The organism is Bradyrhizobium sp. NC92 (genome assembly GCF_025200865.1).
Taxonomy (GTDB): domain Bacteria; phylum Pseudomonadota; class Alphaproteobacteria; order Rhizobiales; family Xanthobacteraceae; genus Bradyrhizobium.
In genome coordinates, this window is the sequence record NZ_CP104171.1 from 2,205,209 (window position 1) to 2,220,821 (window position 15,613).

Sequence of the window (15,613 nt, forward strand, 5' to 3'; positions counted from 1 at the left end):
TTGGCATACTGATCTTGATTGCTAAACGTTGCGCGCATGATGGAACGGCTCGACTCCTGGAAACTCGCTCTGGAACGCCTGCGGTCGGCGCAATCGCCGGATTGGGCCGAGGCCGGCCGGCTGGTGGCCGAGATCGCGCGGATGAGCGGCGACGTCACGCTGCGCCAGGCCGCCGAGCAGGCGCTGCCGGTGCTGCGCCAGGCCGTCGACAATGACGATCACAGCGTGACGCTGGCGGCCCAGCGTCGTCTCGGTGTGGTGCTCGATGTCGTGCACGATCTGACCGCACCGCGCTTCGGCCGCCGCAACGCTGCGCCGAAGAAGCTCTCCAGCGAGGATCGCGCCCGCAAGGTGCTCGGCCTGCCGCTCGCGGTGCAGCTCACCTGCGAGGACATCAACCAGGCCTATCGCCGCGCCGCCAAGGGCCTGCATCCCGACCAGGGCGGCAGCGCCGAAGCCTTCATCGACCTCGCCGCCGCGCGCGACATCCTGATCCATCCCGGCGCGCACAAGGACGCGTAAGGGCGCCACGGCTCGCGTTCACGCAACACAAAAACAACCGGGCAAGGACGTTGGCGTCCTTGCCCGGCTCTTCGTCCGCCGATCGAAACTTTACCAGGTGCAGCTACCGCTCTTGAGCGCGGCGTCCTTCGCCGCGAGGGCGTCGAGGAAGGTCGGCACGCTCGCGCTGGCGCGGTGATAGCCGGCCGGCCACGGCGTGGTCGGGATGCTCTCGTCCCAGATCTGGCAGAAGCCGGTGTCCTGCCAACGGATCAGATGATAGCTGGCTTCGGCCGGGCTCGCGGCGACGAACGCAGTGACGGCAAGACCGGCGGCAGTGCACAGCATGGAAATACGACGCATGATCAGCTCCTCAAATGAATGATGTGATGCGCCTCCCGACAATGACGGGGAGGGGTGGTGCGGGACGCGCTTGGCATGCGCCCCGGACAAGATGTGAGTAGTTCCACCGGCCGCGGAGGTTCAAACAATGTGCGCTGGACCTGCGCGATTTCGGCCGGGGAAACGCTTCAGGCCAGCGCAAAGAAAAAGGGCGGATCGCCCGCGCGACCCGCCCTTCGAATGCGATCTCTTGCCGTAGAGCTCAGAGCGTGCACTTCCGCTCGGTGCGCATCTTGATCTGCAGATCCGAGGCCAGCTGGAAGGTCGGGAGCGGCTTGCTGACGACCTTGTAGGTCGAGACCCCGAACTGGAACGGCTTGTACTGCAGGTCCTCGTTCCAGACCTGGCAGATGCCGGTGTTGTCCCAGCGGATCACGTAATAGCCGACCTTCGCTGAGGCCGGCACGGCGAACACGGAAGAGGCGATGCCGGCAACGGCACAAAGCGCGAGAAGGCGACGCATGAAGTATCTCCTTGTGGGACATGGGACCGAAAAAATTCGTGCGGTAAAAGCAGGCCCTTTGCAAGCCGGCGAGCCGCCATTCACGGACATGTCAGCCGTGCCTCGAGCATTTGGTTTGGCAGCGTGCCCGATGGGCCACACGCAGCTCAATCCGCTCCTACTTGGCCAATGAGGCGACCGCCTCGATCTCGATCAGCATCTTCGGATCGGGCAGCGCGTGCACCACGCAAGTGGTGCGCGCCGGGTACGGCGGCGGGCCGAAGGCGCCGGCATAGAGCGCGTTCATGGCGGCAACGTCCGAGGCGCGGGTCAGGAGCACATTGACCTTGACGAGATCGTGCATGCCGGCGCCGGCCTCGTTCAGCACGCGCTTGATGTTGACGACGACGTTGGCGAACTGTGCCTCGAAGCCATCGGGCAGCGCGCCTGATACATCGAAGCCGGGAATGCCGGAGACGAACAGGAGATCACTGATGCGCGTCGCAAAGGACAGCGGCGGCGCCTTGACGTGCGGCGGGGGCGCGAAATGCTGGATCGACATGGGATCACCTCAGGACGGGGGCGGACGCATGAGCGTAGCGGCAAGACGTGGGCTGCTCAAAACAAAAATGCGAAAACAACCCCATGCACAGTAGGGATGGTGCGGAGAACGTTGGGTTTTTACGAAATTCGGGATTGCGGAAGTATCCGCTTGCTCCGTCGGGCAAAACAGGGGCAGTATGGCACGATGGCGATGGTGCCTTCGATCGCTGGTGGTTCGCCTTTTCCTGCTGGCGGCAAGAGCCGGTATCCATCCATCTCGTCATTGCGAGGAGCTCTTGCGACGAAGCAATCCAGACTGCCTCCGCAGAGCGATTCTGGATTGCTTCGCTACGCTCGCAATGACGGGGCATGAGGACCTTCCGCGAGTCTCGCCGCCGCTGCACTTGCGGAAACTGCCGTCCCATCATGTTGCCGCCCCGATCGATCAGGTACATTCGCTCCGTCTGATTCGAATCCTCCCCTAAAAAAGCCCCCGGAGACCCCCATGAAGCTCGCATCCACCTTCCGCGCCGCATGCGTCGCCATCGCCGCGCTGGCTGGCCTCTCGACGACCGCGCGCGCCGACAGCGGCTTCGTGACGCTGACGATCTACAAGGCCGGCTGGATCATCGGCGGCTCCGGCGGCTCCGGCGTGCTGAACTTCCGCGGCCGCTCTTACGGGCTCTCCACCGGCGGCATCGACTATGGCCTCGTGTTCGGGGGATCCAAGACCGTGCTGCGCGGCCGCGTCAGCAACATCAACCGGCCCTCGGACGTCGCCGGCGTCTACGGCGCCGCCGGCGCGGGCCTTGCCGTCGGCGCCGGCGCCCGCGCCATCGTGCTGACCAACCAAAAAGGCGCGGTGCTGGAGCTGACCGGCACGCAGGTCGGCCTGATGGCGAATGCGGATCTCAGCGGCCTTGCGATCACGATGCGGTAAAGCGAGGTGCCGTAGGGTGGGTTAGCCCTGCGGATGCGCGAAGCGAATCCGCGGGGCGTAACCCACCTCTTCGGCGTCTCCGGAGACGACAGTGGTGGGTTACGCTTCGGACAGCGCTTCGCGCCGCCCGAAGCTAACCCACCCTACGATTTTTCGACCATCGCATGCATCCGCTCGCAATGCGCGACGAGGTTTGCGTGCGCATCGACAAAGGCCTTTAGCGGCGTCGGGATCGGAAAGAAATAGATATTGGCGATGAAGCCGTAGATGGCGGCATCAACGCTCGTCGGCGCCGCGCCGTGCACGAAGCCTTGCGCCGGCACGATCTCCGCCAGCACCTGCAGATCGGCGAGGCCCCGGGCATAGGCCTGCTCGGGCGTGTAGCGGCCGATGCCCTGGAAGTGATAGCGCTGCGCGTTGTAGGCCTTGGCCTTCTCGAAGCCATCGGCGTCGATCTGCGGATGCTGCGCGATGAAGGCGTCGCGGAACGCCGGATAGAAGCGCTCATCCTTCCAGCGCGAATAGGACATCACCCAGTAGAGATCGTCCAGCATGCGCGTCACGAAATGGTTGGTGCGGCGCTGCGCCGTCGACAAGCCGGCATCGATCGTCAGGCGATATTTCGCGATCGCATGCGCGATGATGGTCTCGCTGTCGCCGATGGTCTCGCCGTCATCGACGACGTAAGGCAGCTGCCCGCGCGGCGCGGCGGGCGCATCGAAGACGTGCTCATGCACGAACGGCACGCCCGCGAGTTTGAGGAAGGCGTAGACCTTGAGGCCGTAGCCGTTGTTGTCGGCGACGCCGAACAGTTGCGGATAGGAGTAGAGGGTCAGCATGGCGGGCTCCTCTGGGGTGGTGGAGGCTAGAATGCAGGAGGGTCGCGGCCGGCGCAACGGTTGGGCCTGGCACAGCTCTCGTAGGGTGGGTTAGCCGCTCACGAGCGCAGTCGTTCAACGCGCGAAGGTGCAAGGCGTAACCCACCACCTTCGTATCCGCCGAAACAGAAGCGGTGGGTTACGCCGCACGGCCCGCGCTTCGCGCAGCCGCGCGTCTAACCCACCCTACGAATTACGAACGCGATGCCGCGTTGAACACCGCCAATTGCGCCTCGAACGCCCGCCTGAACGCCGGCCGCGCCTCGCCGCGCGCGACATAGGCGGCAATGTCGGGGTATTCGTCGAGCAGGCCTGACGAGTTCAACCGCCGCAGCACCGTCACCATCATGAGATCACCGGCGCTGAAGGCGCCGTCGAGCCAGTCGGCCGCACTGATGTGGCGGGACAATTCGCCGAGCCTGATGCGCACGTGCTCCTGCAAGCCTGGCAGGCGCTCGGCGTACCAGCTCCTGTCGCGCTCGAACATCATGGCCATGCTGAGCTCGACGATCGGCGGCTCCACCGTGCTCAGCGCGGCGAACATCCATGCGATCGCGCGGGCGCGCGCGTTGGCATCCTTCGGCAGCAAGCCGTCATGGCGCTCGGCGATGTGGAGCACGATCGCGCCGGACTCGAACAGGGCGAGATCGCCGTCCTCATAGGTCGGGATCTGCCCGAACGGATGCAGCGCAAGATGCGCCGGCTGCTTCATTGCGGCGAACGAGACGAGGCGAACGTCGTAGGGCTGGCCGACCTCTTCCAGCGCCCAGCGCACCCGCATGTCGCGCGCCTGCCCGCGGCCGCGATCGGGGGAGTTTTCGAAGGCGGTGAGGGTGGGCATGGGGGGCTCCGGGTGTTGCGTGCTGTGTTCAGAGGACGAACCGGCGGTCGGGATTCCGACAATTAGGCCTGTGGTTATGGGTCCCGGCGCCCGTGCGCAATTGCGCACTAGGCCGGGACGACACCTGCGGGGCGGAAAAAGTGGGGGCTCCCCTGTCGGAATGCCGCCCGCTCGCTCGTCCTTGGGACAGCGGCGCCCCTCCGAGCGTCCAGCCCCAGCCGAAAGGATACAAGTTCATGACCTCGATCACGCCGTTTCTCTGGTTCGACAACAACGTCCCCGAGGCCGTCGCGTTCTACAAATCGGTGTTTCCCAACGCCAGGGTCGAGACCGTCAGCGACTTCATGGCGGTGTTCGAGCTGGAGGGCCAGCGCTTCCACGCGCTCAATGGCGGGCCGCAATACCGATTCAACGAGGCGGTGTCGTTCTTCATCAGCGTCGAGACGCAAGGCGAGGTCGATTATTTCTGGAGCCGTCTCACCGCCGACGGCGGTGAGGAATCGAGGTGCGGCTGGCTCAAGGACAAATTCGGCCTGTCCTGGCAGGTCATCCCGACGGCGCTCGGCCGCTATCTCGGCGACCCCGACCGCACCAAAGCGAACCGCGTGATGCAGGCAATGATGGGGATGCGGAAGCTCGTGATCGCGGATCTGGACAGGGCGTATGCGGGGTGAGGGGGACGGTACCGTAGGATGGGCAAAGGCGCTCTTCGCGCCGTGCCCACGCAATGCCGGGACTCATGGAGAAATCGTGGGCACGGCGCTGATGCGCCTTTGCCCACCCTACGAAGCTGGATCCTCGTGGCGAGGAGGCGCGAAGCACCGTCTCGAACCATGCAGGCCCTCATCTCGCCCGCGGCGATCCTTCGAGACGACCGCTGCGCGGTCTCCTCAGGATGAGGTCTGTGGGTGTGGCGCGCTCTCGTAGGGTGGGTTAGCCGAAGGCGTAACCCACCACGTCTGCATCGGCGGCGACAGAAGAGGTGGGTTACGCTGCGCCAACCCAGCCTACGCAGCAATCCACCTAGCCAACTCCCGCCACGGCTCGATCGTCCAATGCCCCGACGCCGCCCCCGACGGCGACGGCAATACAAATATCTCCGGCAAACTCTCATTTCGCATCTGCCGCCCCAGCGCAATCGCAGCTGACGGCCTGCCGTAAAACAAGCTCGCCGCCTTCTTGCTCGTGAACGCAACCGTCCGCGGCCGGTACGTCTCCATCTTCGCCCTGAACCCCGCCACGTCGATCATCTCCGCCGCGATCTGGTGATCCATCCCGGCGCCGGTCTTGCAGAGATCGGTGAAGCCGATCCCGAGCTCGATCAGCTCTGCGAACTCGCCCGGTTGATAGCGCCGCGGCGTGATCCCGGCCGCATGGATCGCGCGCCAGAAGCGGTTGCCGGGATGGGCGTAGTAGTGCCCGACCTCGGCCGAACGCGTCGAGGCGGCGGTGCCGACGAAGACGAGGCGGAGGTTGGGGCAGAGGAGGTCGGGGAGGCGGTGGGCAGCAGCGAATTGCACCTACGGTGAAGGAAAATCATGCATCTTAAAAGTTGTATCTATACTCGTGGGCCTACCTTCGATAAAAGGTCAGAGAAGAACTTCAATCAGTAGTCAATCTCATGCAACGCAAAGCAACATTTCAATCTCTTTCTTGGCTTTGGGATCTGTACAAGCGAAACCTCCTAGATATGGATCCTCCCTATCAGCGGAGAAGCATTTGGAATCAGCCCTATAAGGATTTCTTCATTGACACGGTTCTCAATGAATATCCCTGCCCGGCAATCTTCTTGTATGAAAACATCACTCCTGAAGGGACGGCGCGATACAGCGTTGTCGACGGCAAGCAGCGGCTCCTTACGTTGTTTGAATTTGCCGGCAACCAGTTTCCTGTAGCTTCCGACGCGTCAATAGCTAAGTACCGTGACAAGTATTTCAAAGATCTGGATGACGACGCAAAGCGCAGCTTTTGGCGGTATCAATTTGCCGTAGAGTTTGTCCCCTCCGAAGACGAAAATCTGATCAATACGGTCTTTGATCGAATTAATCGTAACGTATCCAAGATGCCGACGTTCAGGCGTTCTACGAGTCGCTCTTAACCAGGTATGCCGATAGGATGCAGCCTGCCCCTGCAGCAAAGCTCCGCCAACTGCTTGGGAGGGATGTTATTGAAGGGGCGGAATAGGGCGCTATACCGATGGTAAGCTTGCACGGCATTCCATGTGCTTGCGCCTAGTCCGCTATATCTTTCCTAGCGACCATGCTGCGTGGACGCGGTGTAGCTCAGCTACCCAACATTTTTCGATATTTTTGGTGTCCCTCCCGAGCAGCTTCGCTAACTCGAAAAAGCCTGGTCCGGGTTGCATATCGCCGAGCTTATGGACGACAACAACGGTGAGCATCCCTCGTCCCGCCGCGTCTTCTTCCGATGATATCTCGCCAAGGAGATGGAAGAGTCGAGGATCGTGCGGTTCGAGATGGATGCTGCGAATCTGCCTCACCAGATCCGAGTATGCAATCATTCCCCGCAGCTTTGCTCGCTCGACCATGATCGAGCGAGCCTCTTGCTTCGCGGTTTCCCATTCCTGCGCGGAGAATCCGTGCTTCATATCCTTGCGGAGCACTGCGCTGCCCCCTCACAACACCCGATTGCTCTCCTTCACCTTTTCCGCATCCAGATACAAGCTCTCGCCCATCTCCTTGAACTTCGCGCTCATCTTGGCCATGCCGTCCTCGGCCGTGCCCTGCATCGACATCCCCACCGAGTTCGGATCGTTCAGCGTTGCCGCATAGTCCCGCACGTCCTGCGTGATCTTCATCGAGCAGAATTTTGGGCCGCACATCGAGCAGAAATGGGCGACCTTGTGGGCTTCCTTCGGCAGGGTCTCGTCGTGGAAGTTCTTCGCGGTGTCCGGATCGAGGCCGAGGTTGAACTGGTCGGTCCAGCGGAATTCGAACCGGGCGCGGGAGAGGGCGTCGTCACGCAATTGCGCGGCGGGGTGGCCCTTGGCGAGGTCGGCGGCGTGGGCGGCGATCTTGTAGGTGATGACGCCGGTCTTGACGTCGTTGCGGTCGGGCAGGCCGAGATGCTCCTTCGGCGTGACGTAGCAGAGCATGGCGCAGCCGAACCAGCCGATCATGGCGGCGCCGATGCCCGACGTGATGTGGTCGTAGCCCGGCGCGATGTCGGTGGTCAGCGGTCCAAGCGTGTAGAATGGCGCTTCCCCGCATTCCTTGAGCTGCTTGTCCATGTTGATCTTGATCTTGTGCATCGGCACGTGGCCGGGGCCTTCGATCATGACCTGGCAGCCCTTGTCCCACGCGATTTTCGTCAATTCGCCGAGCGTTTCGAGCTCCGCAAACTGGGCGCGGTCGTTGGCGTCGGCGATTGAGCCGGGACGCAAGCCGTCGCCGAGCGAGAACGAGACGTCATACTTGCGCATGAGGTCGCAGATCTCGTCGAAATGCGTATAGAGGAAGCTTTCCTTGTGATGCGCCAGGCACCACTTCGCCATGATCGAGCCGCCGCGGCTGACGATGCCGGTGACGCGACTGGCGGTGAGGTGGATGTATTGCAGGCGCACGCCGGCGTGGATGGTGAAATAGTCGACGCCCTGCTCGCACTGCTCGATGAGCGTGTCCTTGTAGAGCTCCCAGGTCAGCTTGACGGGATCGCCGTTGCACTTCTCCAGCGCCTGGTAGATCGGCACGGTGCCGATCGGCACCGGCGAGTTGCGCAGGATCCACTCACGCGTGGTGTGGATGTTGCGGCCGGTGGAGAGGTCCATCACGGTGTCGGCGCCCCAGCGGATCGCCCACACCATCTTCTCGACCTCTTCCTCGACCGACGAGGTCACCGCCGAGTTGCCGATATTGGCGTTGATCTTGGTCAGGAAGTTGCGGCCGATGATCATCGGCTCCAGCTCGGAATGGTTGATGTTGGAGGGGATGATGGCGCGGCCGCGCGCGATCTCGTCGCGCACGAACTCCGGCGTGATGAAGGCGGGCACCGATGCGCCGAAGCTTTCGCCGTCGGCAAGCGCCGCTTCCGCGCGCTCGAGCTGGGCCTTGCGGCCAAGGTTCTCGCGGGCGGCGACGTAGATCATCTCCTTGGTGATGATGCCGGCACGGGCGAATTCGAGCTGCGTGATCTTGTGGCCGTCGAGGCCGCGCAGCGGCTTGTGATAGGCCGAGAAGGCGCGCGCGGCCTTGTCGGTGGAGACGCTGCCATTGTCCTCCGGCTTGATCTGCCGGCCCTCATATTCCTCGACGCCGCCGCGCTCCAGCACCCATTGCTTGCGATTGCGGGCCAGGCCCGCGTTGACGTCGATGGTGACGCTGGGGTCGGTGTAGGGGCCCGAGGTGTCGTAGACCGGCAGGTTCGGCTCGCCGGCGCCTTCGGACAGGATGATCTCGCGCAAGGGCACGCGGATATCAGGCGCGGCGTCGGGGGTCGCGAAGATCTTGCGCGAGGAGGGCAGCGGGCCGGTGGTGACGGCGGGGACGGTTTTGTCGGGGTTGGAGCGGATGTTCATGGGATCCTCCGGTTAATTCTGGTGTGCGTGCGTTGGAGCGACGGCGGTGACTTCTTGCTCCGTCATTGCGAGCGCAGCGAAGCAATCCAGAAATGCGTCCGCGGAGACGGTCTGGATTGCTTCGTCGCAAGGGCTCCTCGCAATGACGCGTGGTGAGGGCGGGACCTGCATCATGCCGCCTCCTTCGAACCGTCGAGCCATTGCCGCACGCGGGCGTCGGGGTCGGGGTTCTGTGTGACGTCAGACACGACCGCGATTGAGTCCGCGCCCGCCGCAAAAATCTCCGCGGCGTGCTCGAACTTGATGCCGCCGATGGCGACCAGCGGGATGGTGCCGATGCGCTGCTTCCATTCGGTGATCTTCGGAATGCCCTGCGGCTCGAAGCGCATGGATTTGAGCGTGGTGAAGAAGATCGGGCCGAGCGCGACGTAGTCCGGCTTGGCTTTGAGCGCGGTTTCAAGCTCGGCGTCGTCATGGGTGGAGATGCCGAGGGAGAGGCCGGCCTCGCGGATCGCGTTGAGGTCGGCCTCGGCGAGGTCCTCTTGGCCGAGATGCAGATATTTTGCCCCCGCGACGATCGCGGCGCGCCAATAGTCGTTCACCACCAGCTTGGTTTGCGTGTCCTTGGTGATGGCCAGGGCGTCGCTGACGATCTGCAGCGCGTCGGCGTCGTTCAGCTCTTTGGCGCGCAGCTGGATGGTGCCGACGCCGAGCTTGGCCAGGCGTTCGACCCAAGCCAAGCTGTCGACGACGGGATAAAAGCGATCAGGATACGGCATGCCAGAACGGGGTCCCAACGACAGGGGTGGAGGGCGAGGCGAAGTCGCGGGCGTTCATCAGCCCGGCCTCGTAAGCGGTGCGGCCGGCCTCACAGCCGAGGCGGAAGGCGTTCGCCATCGCGACGGGATCGGCGGCTTTGGCGATGGCGGTGTTGAGCAGCACGGCGTCATAGCCGAGCTCCAGCGCCTGCGCGGCGTGGGAGGGCGCGCCGAGGCCGGCGTCGACCACCAGCGTGATGTCGGGCAGCCGCTCGCGCAGCAGCTTCAGCGCATCGCGGTTGGTGATGCCTTTCGCGCTGCCGATCGGCGCGGCCCACGGCATCACCACCTTGCAGCCGGCATCGACGAGGCGGCTCGCGACCGAGAGATCCTCCGTGCAATAGGGGAACACCTCAAAGCCATCCTTGATCAGGATGCCGGCGGCTTCGACCAGGCCGACGACGTCGGGCTGCAGCGTGTCGTTGTCGGCGATGACCTCGAGCTTGATCCAGGAGGTGCCGAACAATTCGCGCGCGAGCTTTGCCGTCGTCACCGCCTCGCGCACGGTGCGGCATCCGGCGGTGTTCGGCAGCACGGTGACCTCGAGCTCGCGGATCAGCTTCCAGAACGCATCTCCGGTCTTGCCGCCGGCGGATTCGCGCCGCAGCGACACCGTGACGATGCTGGCACCGGAGGCGCGGATCGCGCCTTGCATGATCGCAGGCGAGGGATAGAGCGCGCTGCCGATCAGCAGGCGGGAGGCGAAGGTTTTGCCGTAGAAGGTCACCATGTGGGAGGTGTCTCCTTAGTGGATGCTGTCAGCCCAGATGTAGCTGTCATCCCCGCGAAGGCGGGGATCCAGTACGCCGCGGCAGTGCGGCTGGAACCGTGAAGCCGCGGCGTACTGGATCGCCCGGTCAAGCCGGGCGATGACAGGGGAGTGTGGGGCGCGCGCGGGCGCGACAAATAGACAGCAATCATCACCTCACCCTCCCTGCCGCGGCGTGATGATCTCGATCTCGTCGCCGGCCTTCAGGCGCGTCTCGGCCCAGCGGCTTTTCGGCACGACGTCGTAATTGAGCGCGATGGCGAAATGGCTGCCTTCGTAGTCGAGCTCGGCGAGCAGCGCATCGACGCTTGCCGCGCTGACCTCGCGCTGTTCGCCGTTTATGATCACAAGCATTGGACGATCACGCGCATTGCATCACCTCGTTGTCGATCTGGCCGCGCTCGACATAGGCGAGCGTCAGCTCGGCGAGCGCGGGGGCGATCAGGAAGCCGTGGCGGTAGAGGCCGTTGACGCTGATCCTGCGATCGCGAATGCCGATGCGCGGCAAATTGTCGGGAAAAGCGGGACGAAGCCCCGAGCCGAATTCGAGGATGCGCGCTTCGCCGAACGCCGGGTGCACGGTGTAGGCCGCGCCCAAAAGCTCCAGCGCCGAGCGCACGCTGACGCCGGTGTCCTCCGCCTCGATCGAGGTCGCGCCCAGCATGAACAGGCCGTTCTCGCGCGGGATCACATAGAGCGGCCAGCGCGGATGGATCAGCCGCACCGGGCGCGCCAGCTGCACCTCACAGGTCTCGATCAGGATCATCTCGCCCTTGACGCCGCGAAGCTCGCTCTGTTCGTCGCGGGCATTGATGCCGCGGCAATCGATCACGATACCGTCCAGCTCGGCAGCGCTGACGTCGCTGCAGAACTTGATGGTGCCGCCGGCGGCGCGGATGCGCTCGTGCAGCTGCGGCAGCACGCGGCGCGGCTCGACATGGCCCTCGGCGGGGAAGAACAACGCGTCGCGGAAGCGGCCCTCCAGCGACGGCTCGAGCGCGGCAAGGCCGGCGGCATCGAGCCGGCGGTGATGCTCGGTCATGCGCCCGAAGCGCTCGAAATCGTTGCGCTCGCGTGGGTGGGCAACGACCAGCGAGCCGTTGAACGGCGTGTCCGGCAGCTCGCGCCGCCAGAGATCGAGCGAGCGCAAGCCGAGGCGGCTGATGATGGGTTCGGCGATTTCGGCCTCGCAATAGGGCGCGAGCATGCCGCCGGCCCAATGGCTGGTGGCATCCGTCATCGCCTCGTCACCGCGCTCATGCAAGGTGACGGCGTGGCCGGCCTGGGCGAACAGCAGCGCCTGCCAGGCGCCCGCGATGCCTGCGCCGATGATGGAAACCGGTGAATCCGGTCGCTTGGTCGTCTGCAACATCCCTGTCCCTTCGCCGGCATGACCCGGATCAGGTTCAAAGGGTCACCGCGGTCCTGGGCGGTATTGCCCATTTAGCGGTATCTCAGCTCCTCCTCGGAGCACCCCTCGGAACGGTGCCAATGTATGCCAGCAGGGCGGGGTGGTCAACGCGTGTTGCCGCGGAACCCGTCCGTGCCCCGGACGCAGCGCATCACGCAGTGGTGCGCTGCTGAGCCGGGGCCCATTTTGCGGAGGGTGCTGGGTCCCGGCTCTGCGCAGCAGCGTTACCGGACGATGCTTCGCATCGCCTAGGCTGCAGCGCGTCCGGGACACGAGAGCTTACTTGAGCGCCTGCGCCCGCGCGTTGCGGACACGCTGGGCGAGCTTTCTGTGCGTCGGCGCGGCGAACATCGGCTGCGGATTGCCGTTCGGCTCGAGCCAAGGCTGACCCATAGTGCCCTGGCCCATGGTCTCGCCCGCATTGGCGACCTGCACGGCCTCCTGCCGCTGGCGCTTTGCAGCGTAGTAATAGCCGCCCGCGAAATAACGCACGGCTCGCGCGTGATCGCCATTGGCGGCGCGATAGGCGCCGGCGAGGTACTTCACGGCATAGGTCAGGTTGGTGTTGGGATCGCGCAGGCCTGCGGCATCGCCGGTGTAGCCGACCCCGCGCGCGGTCGCGAGCTTGATCTGCATCAGCCCGATGGTGCCGCCGCGGCCGACGAGGTGCGGCTGATAGCGGCTTTCGCGCATGATGACGCGATGCACCAGCGCCTCCGGCACGCCGTTGGCGCGGGCATGGGCGGCAACCATCTCGGCATATTCGGCTTCGCCGGCGAAAGCTGCCTGCGGCAGCGTCAATCCGGCCGCAAGCAGTGCGACAACACGTAAGATTTTCATCGAAATATTCCTCGGCAGAACGGACCCGCACCCCAGCGCGTTAGGCCGTGGGAACACGGCGATGATGTGGCGAAATGTCACCAGCTGCGATTTTCGCCGGCTCGTCGCGTTTACGACTTAAACCTGGGTTAAGCTCCGAGTTGGTGGAGCGCCTTACGCGACAGCGGGTCTGTCCATTCGCGCATTCGCCCAACAATCGTCACTCAAGACCAGCACTCGGGAGAACGTCCATGACCCCTGTAGACATCGACGACATCCCCAAGCAGAACCCTTGTGCACAATGTGGCACACCGATCCCGTTCCCTGACTGGATCGAGCCAGGCGAAGGCCGCGTCTCCTATCTCTGGACCTGCCGCGCCTGCAATTATCGCTTCGAGGCGGTGGCGATCTTCCCGCACGAGGCCATCGAGCATCCGCCGCTCGCGGCTTGATCACGCGGCAAGGCGCGGCGCCTGCGAGACCGGCAATTGCATCCGTACGATCAGGCCATGCGGCTTGCGGTCGTGCAGCGACAGCTCGCCGCCATGGGCGAGTGCGATCGCGCGCGCGATTGACAGGCCGAGCCCGAAGCCGGTGGACTCGTCCATGGTGCGCGCCTCGTCGCCGCGCACGAACGGCTCCAGCATCTCCTGCTTGCGCGCACCCGAAATGCCCGGGCCGTCGTCCTCGACGTCGATGACGAGCGTGGTGTCCGAGACGTCGAGGCGGATCGTCACCTCCGCGCCGAAGCGCACGGCGTTCTCGACCAGGTTGGTGACGCCGCGATGCAGATCGTCGGGACGCGCGACGGCGGTCGCCGCCGCGGGCCCGACATAGTGCACGACATGGCCCATGTCGCCGAACTGATCGGCGACGAGCTGCAGCGTGCTGGCGATGTCGACCAGCGTCACCGCCTCGATCTTGCGGTCGTCGCGCAGCAGCGACAGCACCGATTCCAGCATCGCGCGCATCTGGTCGAGATCCATCAGCATGCGCTTGCGGTTGGCCTCGTCCTCGATGAACTCGGCGCGCAGGCGCAGCCGCGTGATCGGCGTGCGCAAATCGTGGCTGATCGCGGCCAGCATCCGCGTGCGATCCGACATCAGGCGGGCGATCCGCTCGTGCATGCGGTTGAGCGCGCGCGCCACCGCGCGGATCTCCTCCGGGCCGCGCTCGGGCAGCGGCTCGGCGGTGCCGTCGAGGCTGAAATTCTCCGCCGCCTCGGCGAAGGACGACAGCGGCCGCGTCAGCGCGCCCGCCGCCCACAGGCCGAGCACGGTGACGCAGAAGAACGCGCTCACCAGCGCCATCAGCCAGGGCGCGCCCCAGAACCACGGCCGCGGGCCGCCATCGACTTGGCCCGCGATCACGGTGCCGTCGGGCAATTGCACGCCGATACGGGGCTCGATACCGCCTGAAGCCAGCAGTCCGGTCCTGTAGGCGCGGTCGAGATGATGGTGCATCCCGCGCACATGCAAGGTGTCGCTCTCCGCGAGATTGGCCGTGCCGGGCGCCAGCATCTCGATGCCGAGCTTGGGGAAGGCGCGCGCGAGATCGGTGACGAGGCGCGGACGCTCGCTCGCCTCCGCCGCTCCGAGCAACAGCGCGGCATCGGCCAGTTGATGCGCCCGGTCCGGCGACGCATCAGGGCGGTCCGGCCGGCTGATCAGGAAGGCGGTGGTGACGACGAGATGGAGCGCAACGGTCGAGGCCAGCACCAGCGCGGCAATCTGCCCGCCGATCCCGCTGAGATGGAAGAACGAGAACGGCTTCATCGTGGTCCCCCTCAGCGGCTCAGGGGCGCTGCGACCGCTTCGGGGCCTGCTGCCTCAGGTCCCGCGACCTCGGTGCGTGGCGTGAACAGATAGCCGCCGGAGCGCACCGTCTTGATCAGGGTGGGATCGGCCGGATTGGGCTCGATCTTGCGGCGGATGCGGCTGACCAGCACGTCGATGGAGCGCTCGAACGAGCCGGTGTTGCGCCCCTGCGTGAGGTCGAGCAGGCTGTCGCGCGACAAGACGCGGCCGGGCCGCTCGCAGAACGTGCGCAGCAGGTCGAACTCGGCGCTGGTCACTGCGACGCGCGCGCCCTCGGGATTGCGCAGCTCGCGCAGGCGCAGATCGATGCGCCAGCCTTCGAAGGTCAGCATGGAGGCACCTTCGATCGAGCTTGCCGCCTGCGCGGCCGCCTGGCGGCGCAGCACCGCGTTGATGCGGGCGAGCAGCTCGCGCGGGTTGAACGGCTTCGGCAGATAATCGTCCGCACCCATCTCGAGGCCGACGATGCGGTCGACGTCCTCGCCGCGCGCGGTCAGCATGATGATCGGCGTCTGATTTTCTGCGCGCACCTTGCGGCACAGCGTGAGGCCGTCCTCGCCGGGCAGCATGACGTCGAGGATGATGAGGTCGACGCGGTGATCGGCCATGGCGCGCGACATCTCACGGCCGTCGGCGACGGCAGTGACGTTGCAGGCGTTGTTGCGCAGGTATTTCGCAATCAGCGTCCGGGTTTCGCGGTCGTCCTCGACGACCAGGATGTTGGGATTGGGAATGGCCATGCGCCCTTGTTTGTCCAAAATTCGGGTCAAATGGCGAAGATTTTTGTTTCGGATTGTTTCTGGCCGGCTGTCCGCAACGGACGGCAATCGACCGGGCATGGCGCGGCAAGTTCTCGTTAAGCGCGTCGACCCTACCGTGGCGTGGTCCGCAACGAACC

General features: G+C 64.8%; 20 protein-coding genes and 1 riboswitch. Of the genes, 5 read left to right on the forward strand and 15 right to left on the reverse strand.

Features of this window, described 5'->3' with window-relative positions:
• Positions 1-36: 36 nt before the first annotated feature.
• The gene (locus N2602_RS10270; RefSeq protein ID WP_260382560.1) at positions 37-522 is read left to right on the forward strand and encodes a J domain-containing protein; all 486 of its coding nucleotides are present in this window, start codon (positions 37-39) and stop codon (positions 520-522) included.
• Between the two features lie 90 nt (positions 523-612).
• Here the strand turns inward: N2602_RS10270 and N2602_RS10275 are convergent, their stop codons facing one another.
• From N2602_RS10275 to N2602_RS10285, 3 genes are all read right to left on the reverse strand, one after another.
• Positions 613-864 carry a hypothetical protein gene (locus N2602_RS10275; RefSeq protein ID WP_260382561.1) on the reverse strand — a complete coding sequence of 84 codons (252 nt, stop codon included), beginning with the start codon at positions 862-864 and terminating at the stop codon, positions 613-615.
• 241 nt (positions 865-1,105) lie between these two features.
• On the reverse strand, positions 1,106-1,366 hold the full coding sequence (locus N2602_RS10280; RefSeq protein ID WP_260382562.1) for a hypothetical protein: 261 nt from the start codon (positions 1,364-1,366) through the stop codon (positions 1,106-1,108).
• A gap of 157 nt (positions 1,367-1,523) precedes the next feature.
• Entirely contained in the window at positions 1,524-1,907 is a 384-nt protein-coding gene (locus N2602_RS10285; RefSeq protein ID WP_260382563.1) for a RidA family protein, read from the reverse strand.
• A gap of 486 nt (positions 1,908-2,393) precedes the next feature.
• On the opposite strand from N2602_RS10285, the gene N2602_RS10290 reads away from it, so the two are divergent.
• Positions 2,394-2,828, forward strand: a complete 435-nt coding sequence (locus N2602_RS10290; RefSeq protein WP_212254559.1) for a hypothetical protein — start codon at positions 2,394-2,396, stop codon at positions 2,826-2,828.
• A 143-nt stretch (positions 2,829-2,971) separates the two neighbouring features.
• Here N2602_RS10290 and N2602_RS10295 read toward each other — a convergent pair whose 3' ends face one another.
• Both N2602_RS10295 and N2602_RS10300 read right to left on the reverse strand, forming a co-directional pair.
• Positions 2,972-3,667, reverse strand: coding sequence for a glutathione S-transferase family protein (locus N2602_RS10295; RefSeq protein ID WP_260382564.1), 696 nt, complete (start codon positions 3,665-3,667; stop codon positions 2,972-2,974).
• Positions 3,668-3,899: 232 nt separating this feature from the next.
• Entirely contained in the window at positions 3,900-4,547 is a 648-nt protein-coding gene (locus tag N2602_RS10300; RefSeq protein ID WP_260382565.1) for a glutathione S-transferase family protein, read from the reverse strand.
• Between the two features lie 236 nt (positions 4,548-4,783).
• Here N2602_RS10300 and N2602_RS10305 point away from each other — a divergent pair, with 236 nt between their 5' ends.
• On the forward strand, positions 4,784-5,221 hold the full coding sequence (locus tag N2602_RS10305; RefSeq protein WP_260382566.1) for a VOC family protein: 438 nt from the start codon (positions 4,784-4,786) through the stop codon (positions 5,219-5,221).
• A gap of 333 nt (positions 5,222-5,554) precedes the next feature.
• Here N2602_RS10305 and N2602_RS10310 read toward each other — a convergent pair whose 3' ends face one another.
• A complete protein-coding gene (locus N2602_RS10310; RefSeq protein WP_260382567.1) occupies positions 5,555-6,067 on the reverse strand; it encodes a mismatch-specific DNA-glycosylase in 513 nt (170 codons plus the stop codon).
• Between the two features lie 101 nt (positions 6,068-6,168).
• On the opposite strand from N2602_RS10310, the gene N2602_RS10315 reads away from it, so the two are divergent.
• Complete coding sequence (locus N2602_RS10315) at positions 6,169-6,645, forward strand: DUF262 domain-containing protein (protein ID WP_260382568.1); 477 nt, start codon at positions 6,169-6,171, stop codon at positions 6,643-6,645.
• Between the two features lie 141 nt (positions 6,646-6,786).
• Here N2602_RS10315 and N2602_RS10320 read toward each other — a convergent pair whose 3' ends face one another.
• The 7 genes from N2602_RS10320 to N2602_RS10350 form a co-directional block, all read right to left on the reverse strand.
• Positions 6,787-7,170, reverse strand: a complete 384-nt coding sequence (locus tag N2602_RS10320; RefSeq protein ID WP_260382569.1) for a hypothetical protein — start codon at positions 7,168-7,170, stop codon at positions 6,787-6,789.
• A gap of 12 nt (positions 7,171-7,182) precedes the next feature.
• Complete coding sequence (gene thiC, locus N2602_RS10325; protein WP_260382570.1) at positions 7,183-9,081, reverse strand: phosphomethylpyrimidine synthase ThiC; 1,899 nt, start codon at positions 9,079-9,081, stop codon at positions 7,183-7,185.
• A 170-nt stretch (positions 9,082-9,251) separates the two neighbouring features.
• A complete protein-coding gene (locus N2602_RS10330; RefSeq protein ID WP_260382571.1) occupies positions 9,252-9,860 on the reverse strand; it encodes a thiamine phosphate synthase in 609 nt (202 codons plus the stop codon).
• Complete coding sequence (locus N2602_RS10335) at positions 9,847-10,629, reverse strand: thiazole synthase (protein ID WP_260382572.1); 783 nt, start codon at positions 10,627-10,629, stop codon at positions 9,847-9,849. The genes N2602_RS10330 and N2602_RS10335 overlap by 14 nt, the downstream gene beginning before the upstream one ends.
• Before the next feature lie 195 nt (positions 10,630-10,824).
• A complete protein-coding gene (gene thiS / locus N2602_RS10340) occupies positions 10,825-11,022 on the reverse strand; it encodes a sulfur carrier protein ThiS (RefSeq protein ID WP_172787191.1) in 198 nt (65 codons plus the stop codon).
• Between the two features lie 7 nt (positions 11,023-11,029).
• A complete protein-coding gene (locus N2602_RS10345; RefSeq protein ID WP_260382573.1) occupies positions 11,030-12,040 on the reverse strand; it encodes an FAD-dependent oxidoreductase in 1,011 nt (336 codons plus the stop codon).
• A riboswitch (TPP riboswitch) is annotated at positions 12,028-12,156 on the reverse strand. Its footprint overlaps the gene before it by 13 nt.
• Before the next feature lie 202 nt (positions 12,157-12,358).
• Complete coding sequence (locus N2602_RS10350) at positions 12,359-12,919, reverse strand: lytic transglycosylase domain-containing protein (RefSeq protein WP_212254570.1); 561 nt, start codon at positions 12,917-12,919, stop codon at positions 12,359-12,361.
• A 230-nt stretch (positions 12,920-13,149) separates the two neighbouring features.
• Here N2602_RS10350 and N2602_RS10355 point away from each other — a divergent pair, with 230 nt between their 5' ends.
• Positions 13,150-13,350 carry a hypothetical protein gene (locus N2602_RS10355; RefSeq protein ID WP_172787194.1) on the forward strand — a complete coding sequence of 67 codons (201 nt, stop codon included), beginning with the start codon at positions 13,150-13,152 and terminating at the stop codon, positions 13,348-13,350.
• Here the strand turns inward: N2602_RS10355 and N2602_RS10360 are convergent, their stop codons facing one another.
• Both N2602_RS10360 and N2602_RS10365 read right to left on the reverse strand, forming a co-directional pair.
• Positions 13,351-14,673: an ATP-binding protein gene (locus N2602_RS10360; protein ID WP_260382574.1), complete on the reverse strand. Its 1,323-nt coding sequence runs from the start codon at positions 14,671-14,673 to the stop codon at positions 13,351-13,353.
• A gap of 11 nt (positions 14,674-14,684) precedes the next feature.
• Positions 14,685-15,455: a response regulator gene (locus N2602_RS10365; protein ID WP_172787196.1), complete on the reverse strand. Its 771-nt coding sequence runs from the start codon at positions 15,453-15,455 to the stop codon at positions 14,685-14,687.
• Positions 15,456-15,613 lie beyond the last annotated feature (158 nt).

Excerpts from the sequence above, each read along its gene's own strand:
- N2602_RS10305 (WP_260382566.1), top strand. The coding sequence starts at position 4,784 with ATGACCTCGATCACGCCGTTTCTCTGGTTCGACAACAACGTCCCCGAG.
- N2602_RS10365 (WP_172787196.1), bottom strand. The coding sequence starts at position 15,455 with ATGGCCATTCCCAATCCCAACATCCTGGTCGTCGAGGACGACCGCGAA.
- N2602_RS10285 (WP_260382563.1), bottom strand. The coding sequence starts at position 1,907 with ATGTCGATCCAGCATTTCGCGCCCCCGCCGCACGTCAAGGCGCCGCCG.
- N2602_RS10280 (WP_260382562.1), bottom strand. The coding sequence starts at position 1,366 with ATGCGTCGCCTTCTCGCGCTTTGTGCCGTTGCCGGCATCGCCTCTTCC.
- N2602_RS10360 (WP_260382574.1), bottom strand. The coding sequence starts at position 14,673 with ATGAAGCCGTTCTCGTTCTTCCATCTCAGCGGGATCGGCGGGCAGATT.
- N2602_RS10350 (WP_212254570.1), bottom strand. The coding sequence starts at position 12,919 with ATGAAAATCTTACGTGTTGTCGCACTGCTTGCGGCCGGATTGACGCTG.
- N2602_RS10355 (WP_172787194.1), top strand. The coding sequence starts at position 13,150 with ATGACCCCTGTAGACATCGACGACATCCCCAAGCAGAACCCTTGTGCA.
- thiS (WP_172787191.1), bottom strand. The coding sequence starts at position 11,022 with ATGCTTGTGATCATAAACGGCGAACAGCGCGAGGTCAGCGCGGCAAGC.
- N2602_RS10315 (WP_260382568.1), top strand. The coding sequence starts at position 6,169 with ATGCAACGCAAAGCAACATTTCAATCTCTTTCTTGGCTTTGGGATCTG.
- N2602_RS10290 (WP_212254559.1), top strand. The coding sequence starts at position 2,394 with ATGAAGCTCGCATCCACCTTCCGCGCCGCATGCGTCGCCATCGCCGCG.
- thiC (WP_260382570.1), bottom strand. The coding sequence starts at position 9,081 with ATGAACATCCGCTCCAACCCCGACAAAACCGTCCCCGCCGTCACCACC.
- N2602_RS10345 (WP_260382573.1), bottom strand. The coding sequence starts at position 12,040 with ATGTTGCAGACGACCAAGCGACCGGATTCACCGGTTTCCATCATCGGC.
- N2602_RS10275 (WP_260382561.1), bottom strand. The coding sequence starts at position 864 with ATGCGTCGTATTTCCATGCTGTGCACTGCCGCCGGTCTTGCCGTCACT.
- N2602_RS10330 (WP_260382571.1), bottom strand. The coding sequence starts at position 9,860 with ATGCCGTATCCTGATCGCTTTTATCCCGTCGTCGACAGCTTGGCTTGG.
- N2602_RS10335 (WP_260382572.1), bottom strand. The coding sequence starts at position 10,629 with ATGGTGACCTTCTACGGCAAAACCTTCGCCTCCCGCCTGCTGATCGGC.
- N2602_RS10270 (WP_260382560.1), top strand. The coding sequence starts at position 37 with ATGATGGAACGGCTCGACTCCTGGAAACTCGCTCTGGAACGCCTGCGG.
- N2602_RS10295 (WP_260382564.1), bottom strand. The coding sequence starts at position 3,667 with ATGCTGACCCTCTACTCCTATCCGCAACTGTTCGGCGTCGCCGACAAC.
- N2602_RS10300 (WP_260382565.1), bottom strand. The coding sequence starts at position 4,547 with ATGCCCACCCTCACCGCCTTCGAAAACTCCCCCGATCGCGGCCGCGGG.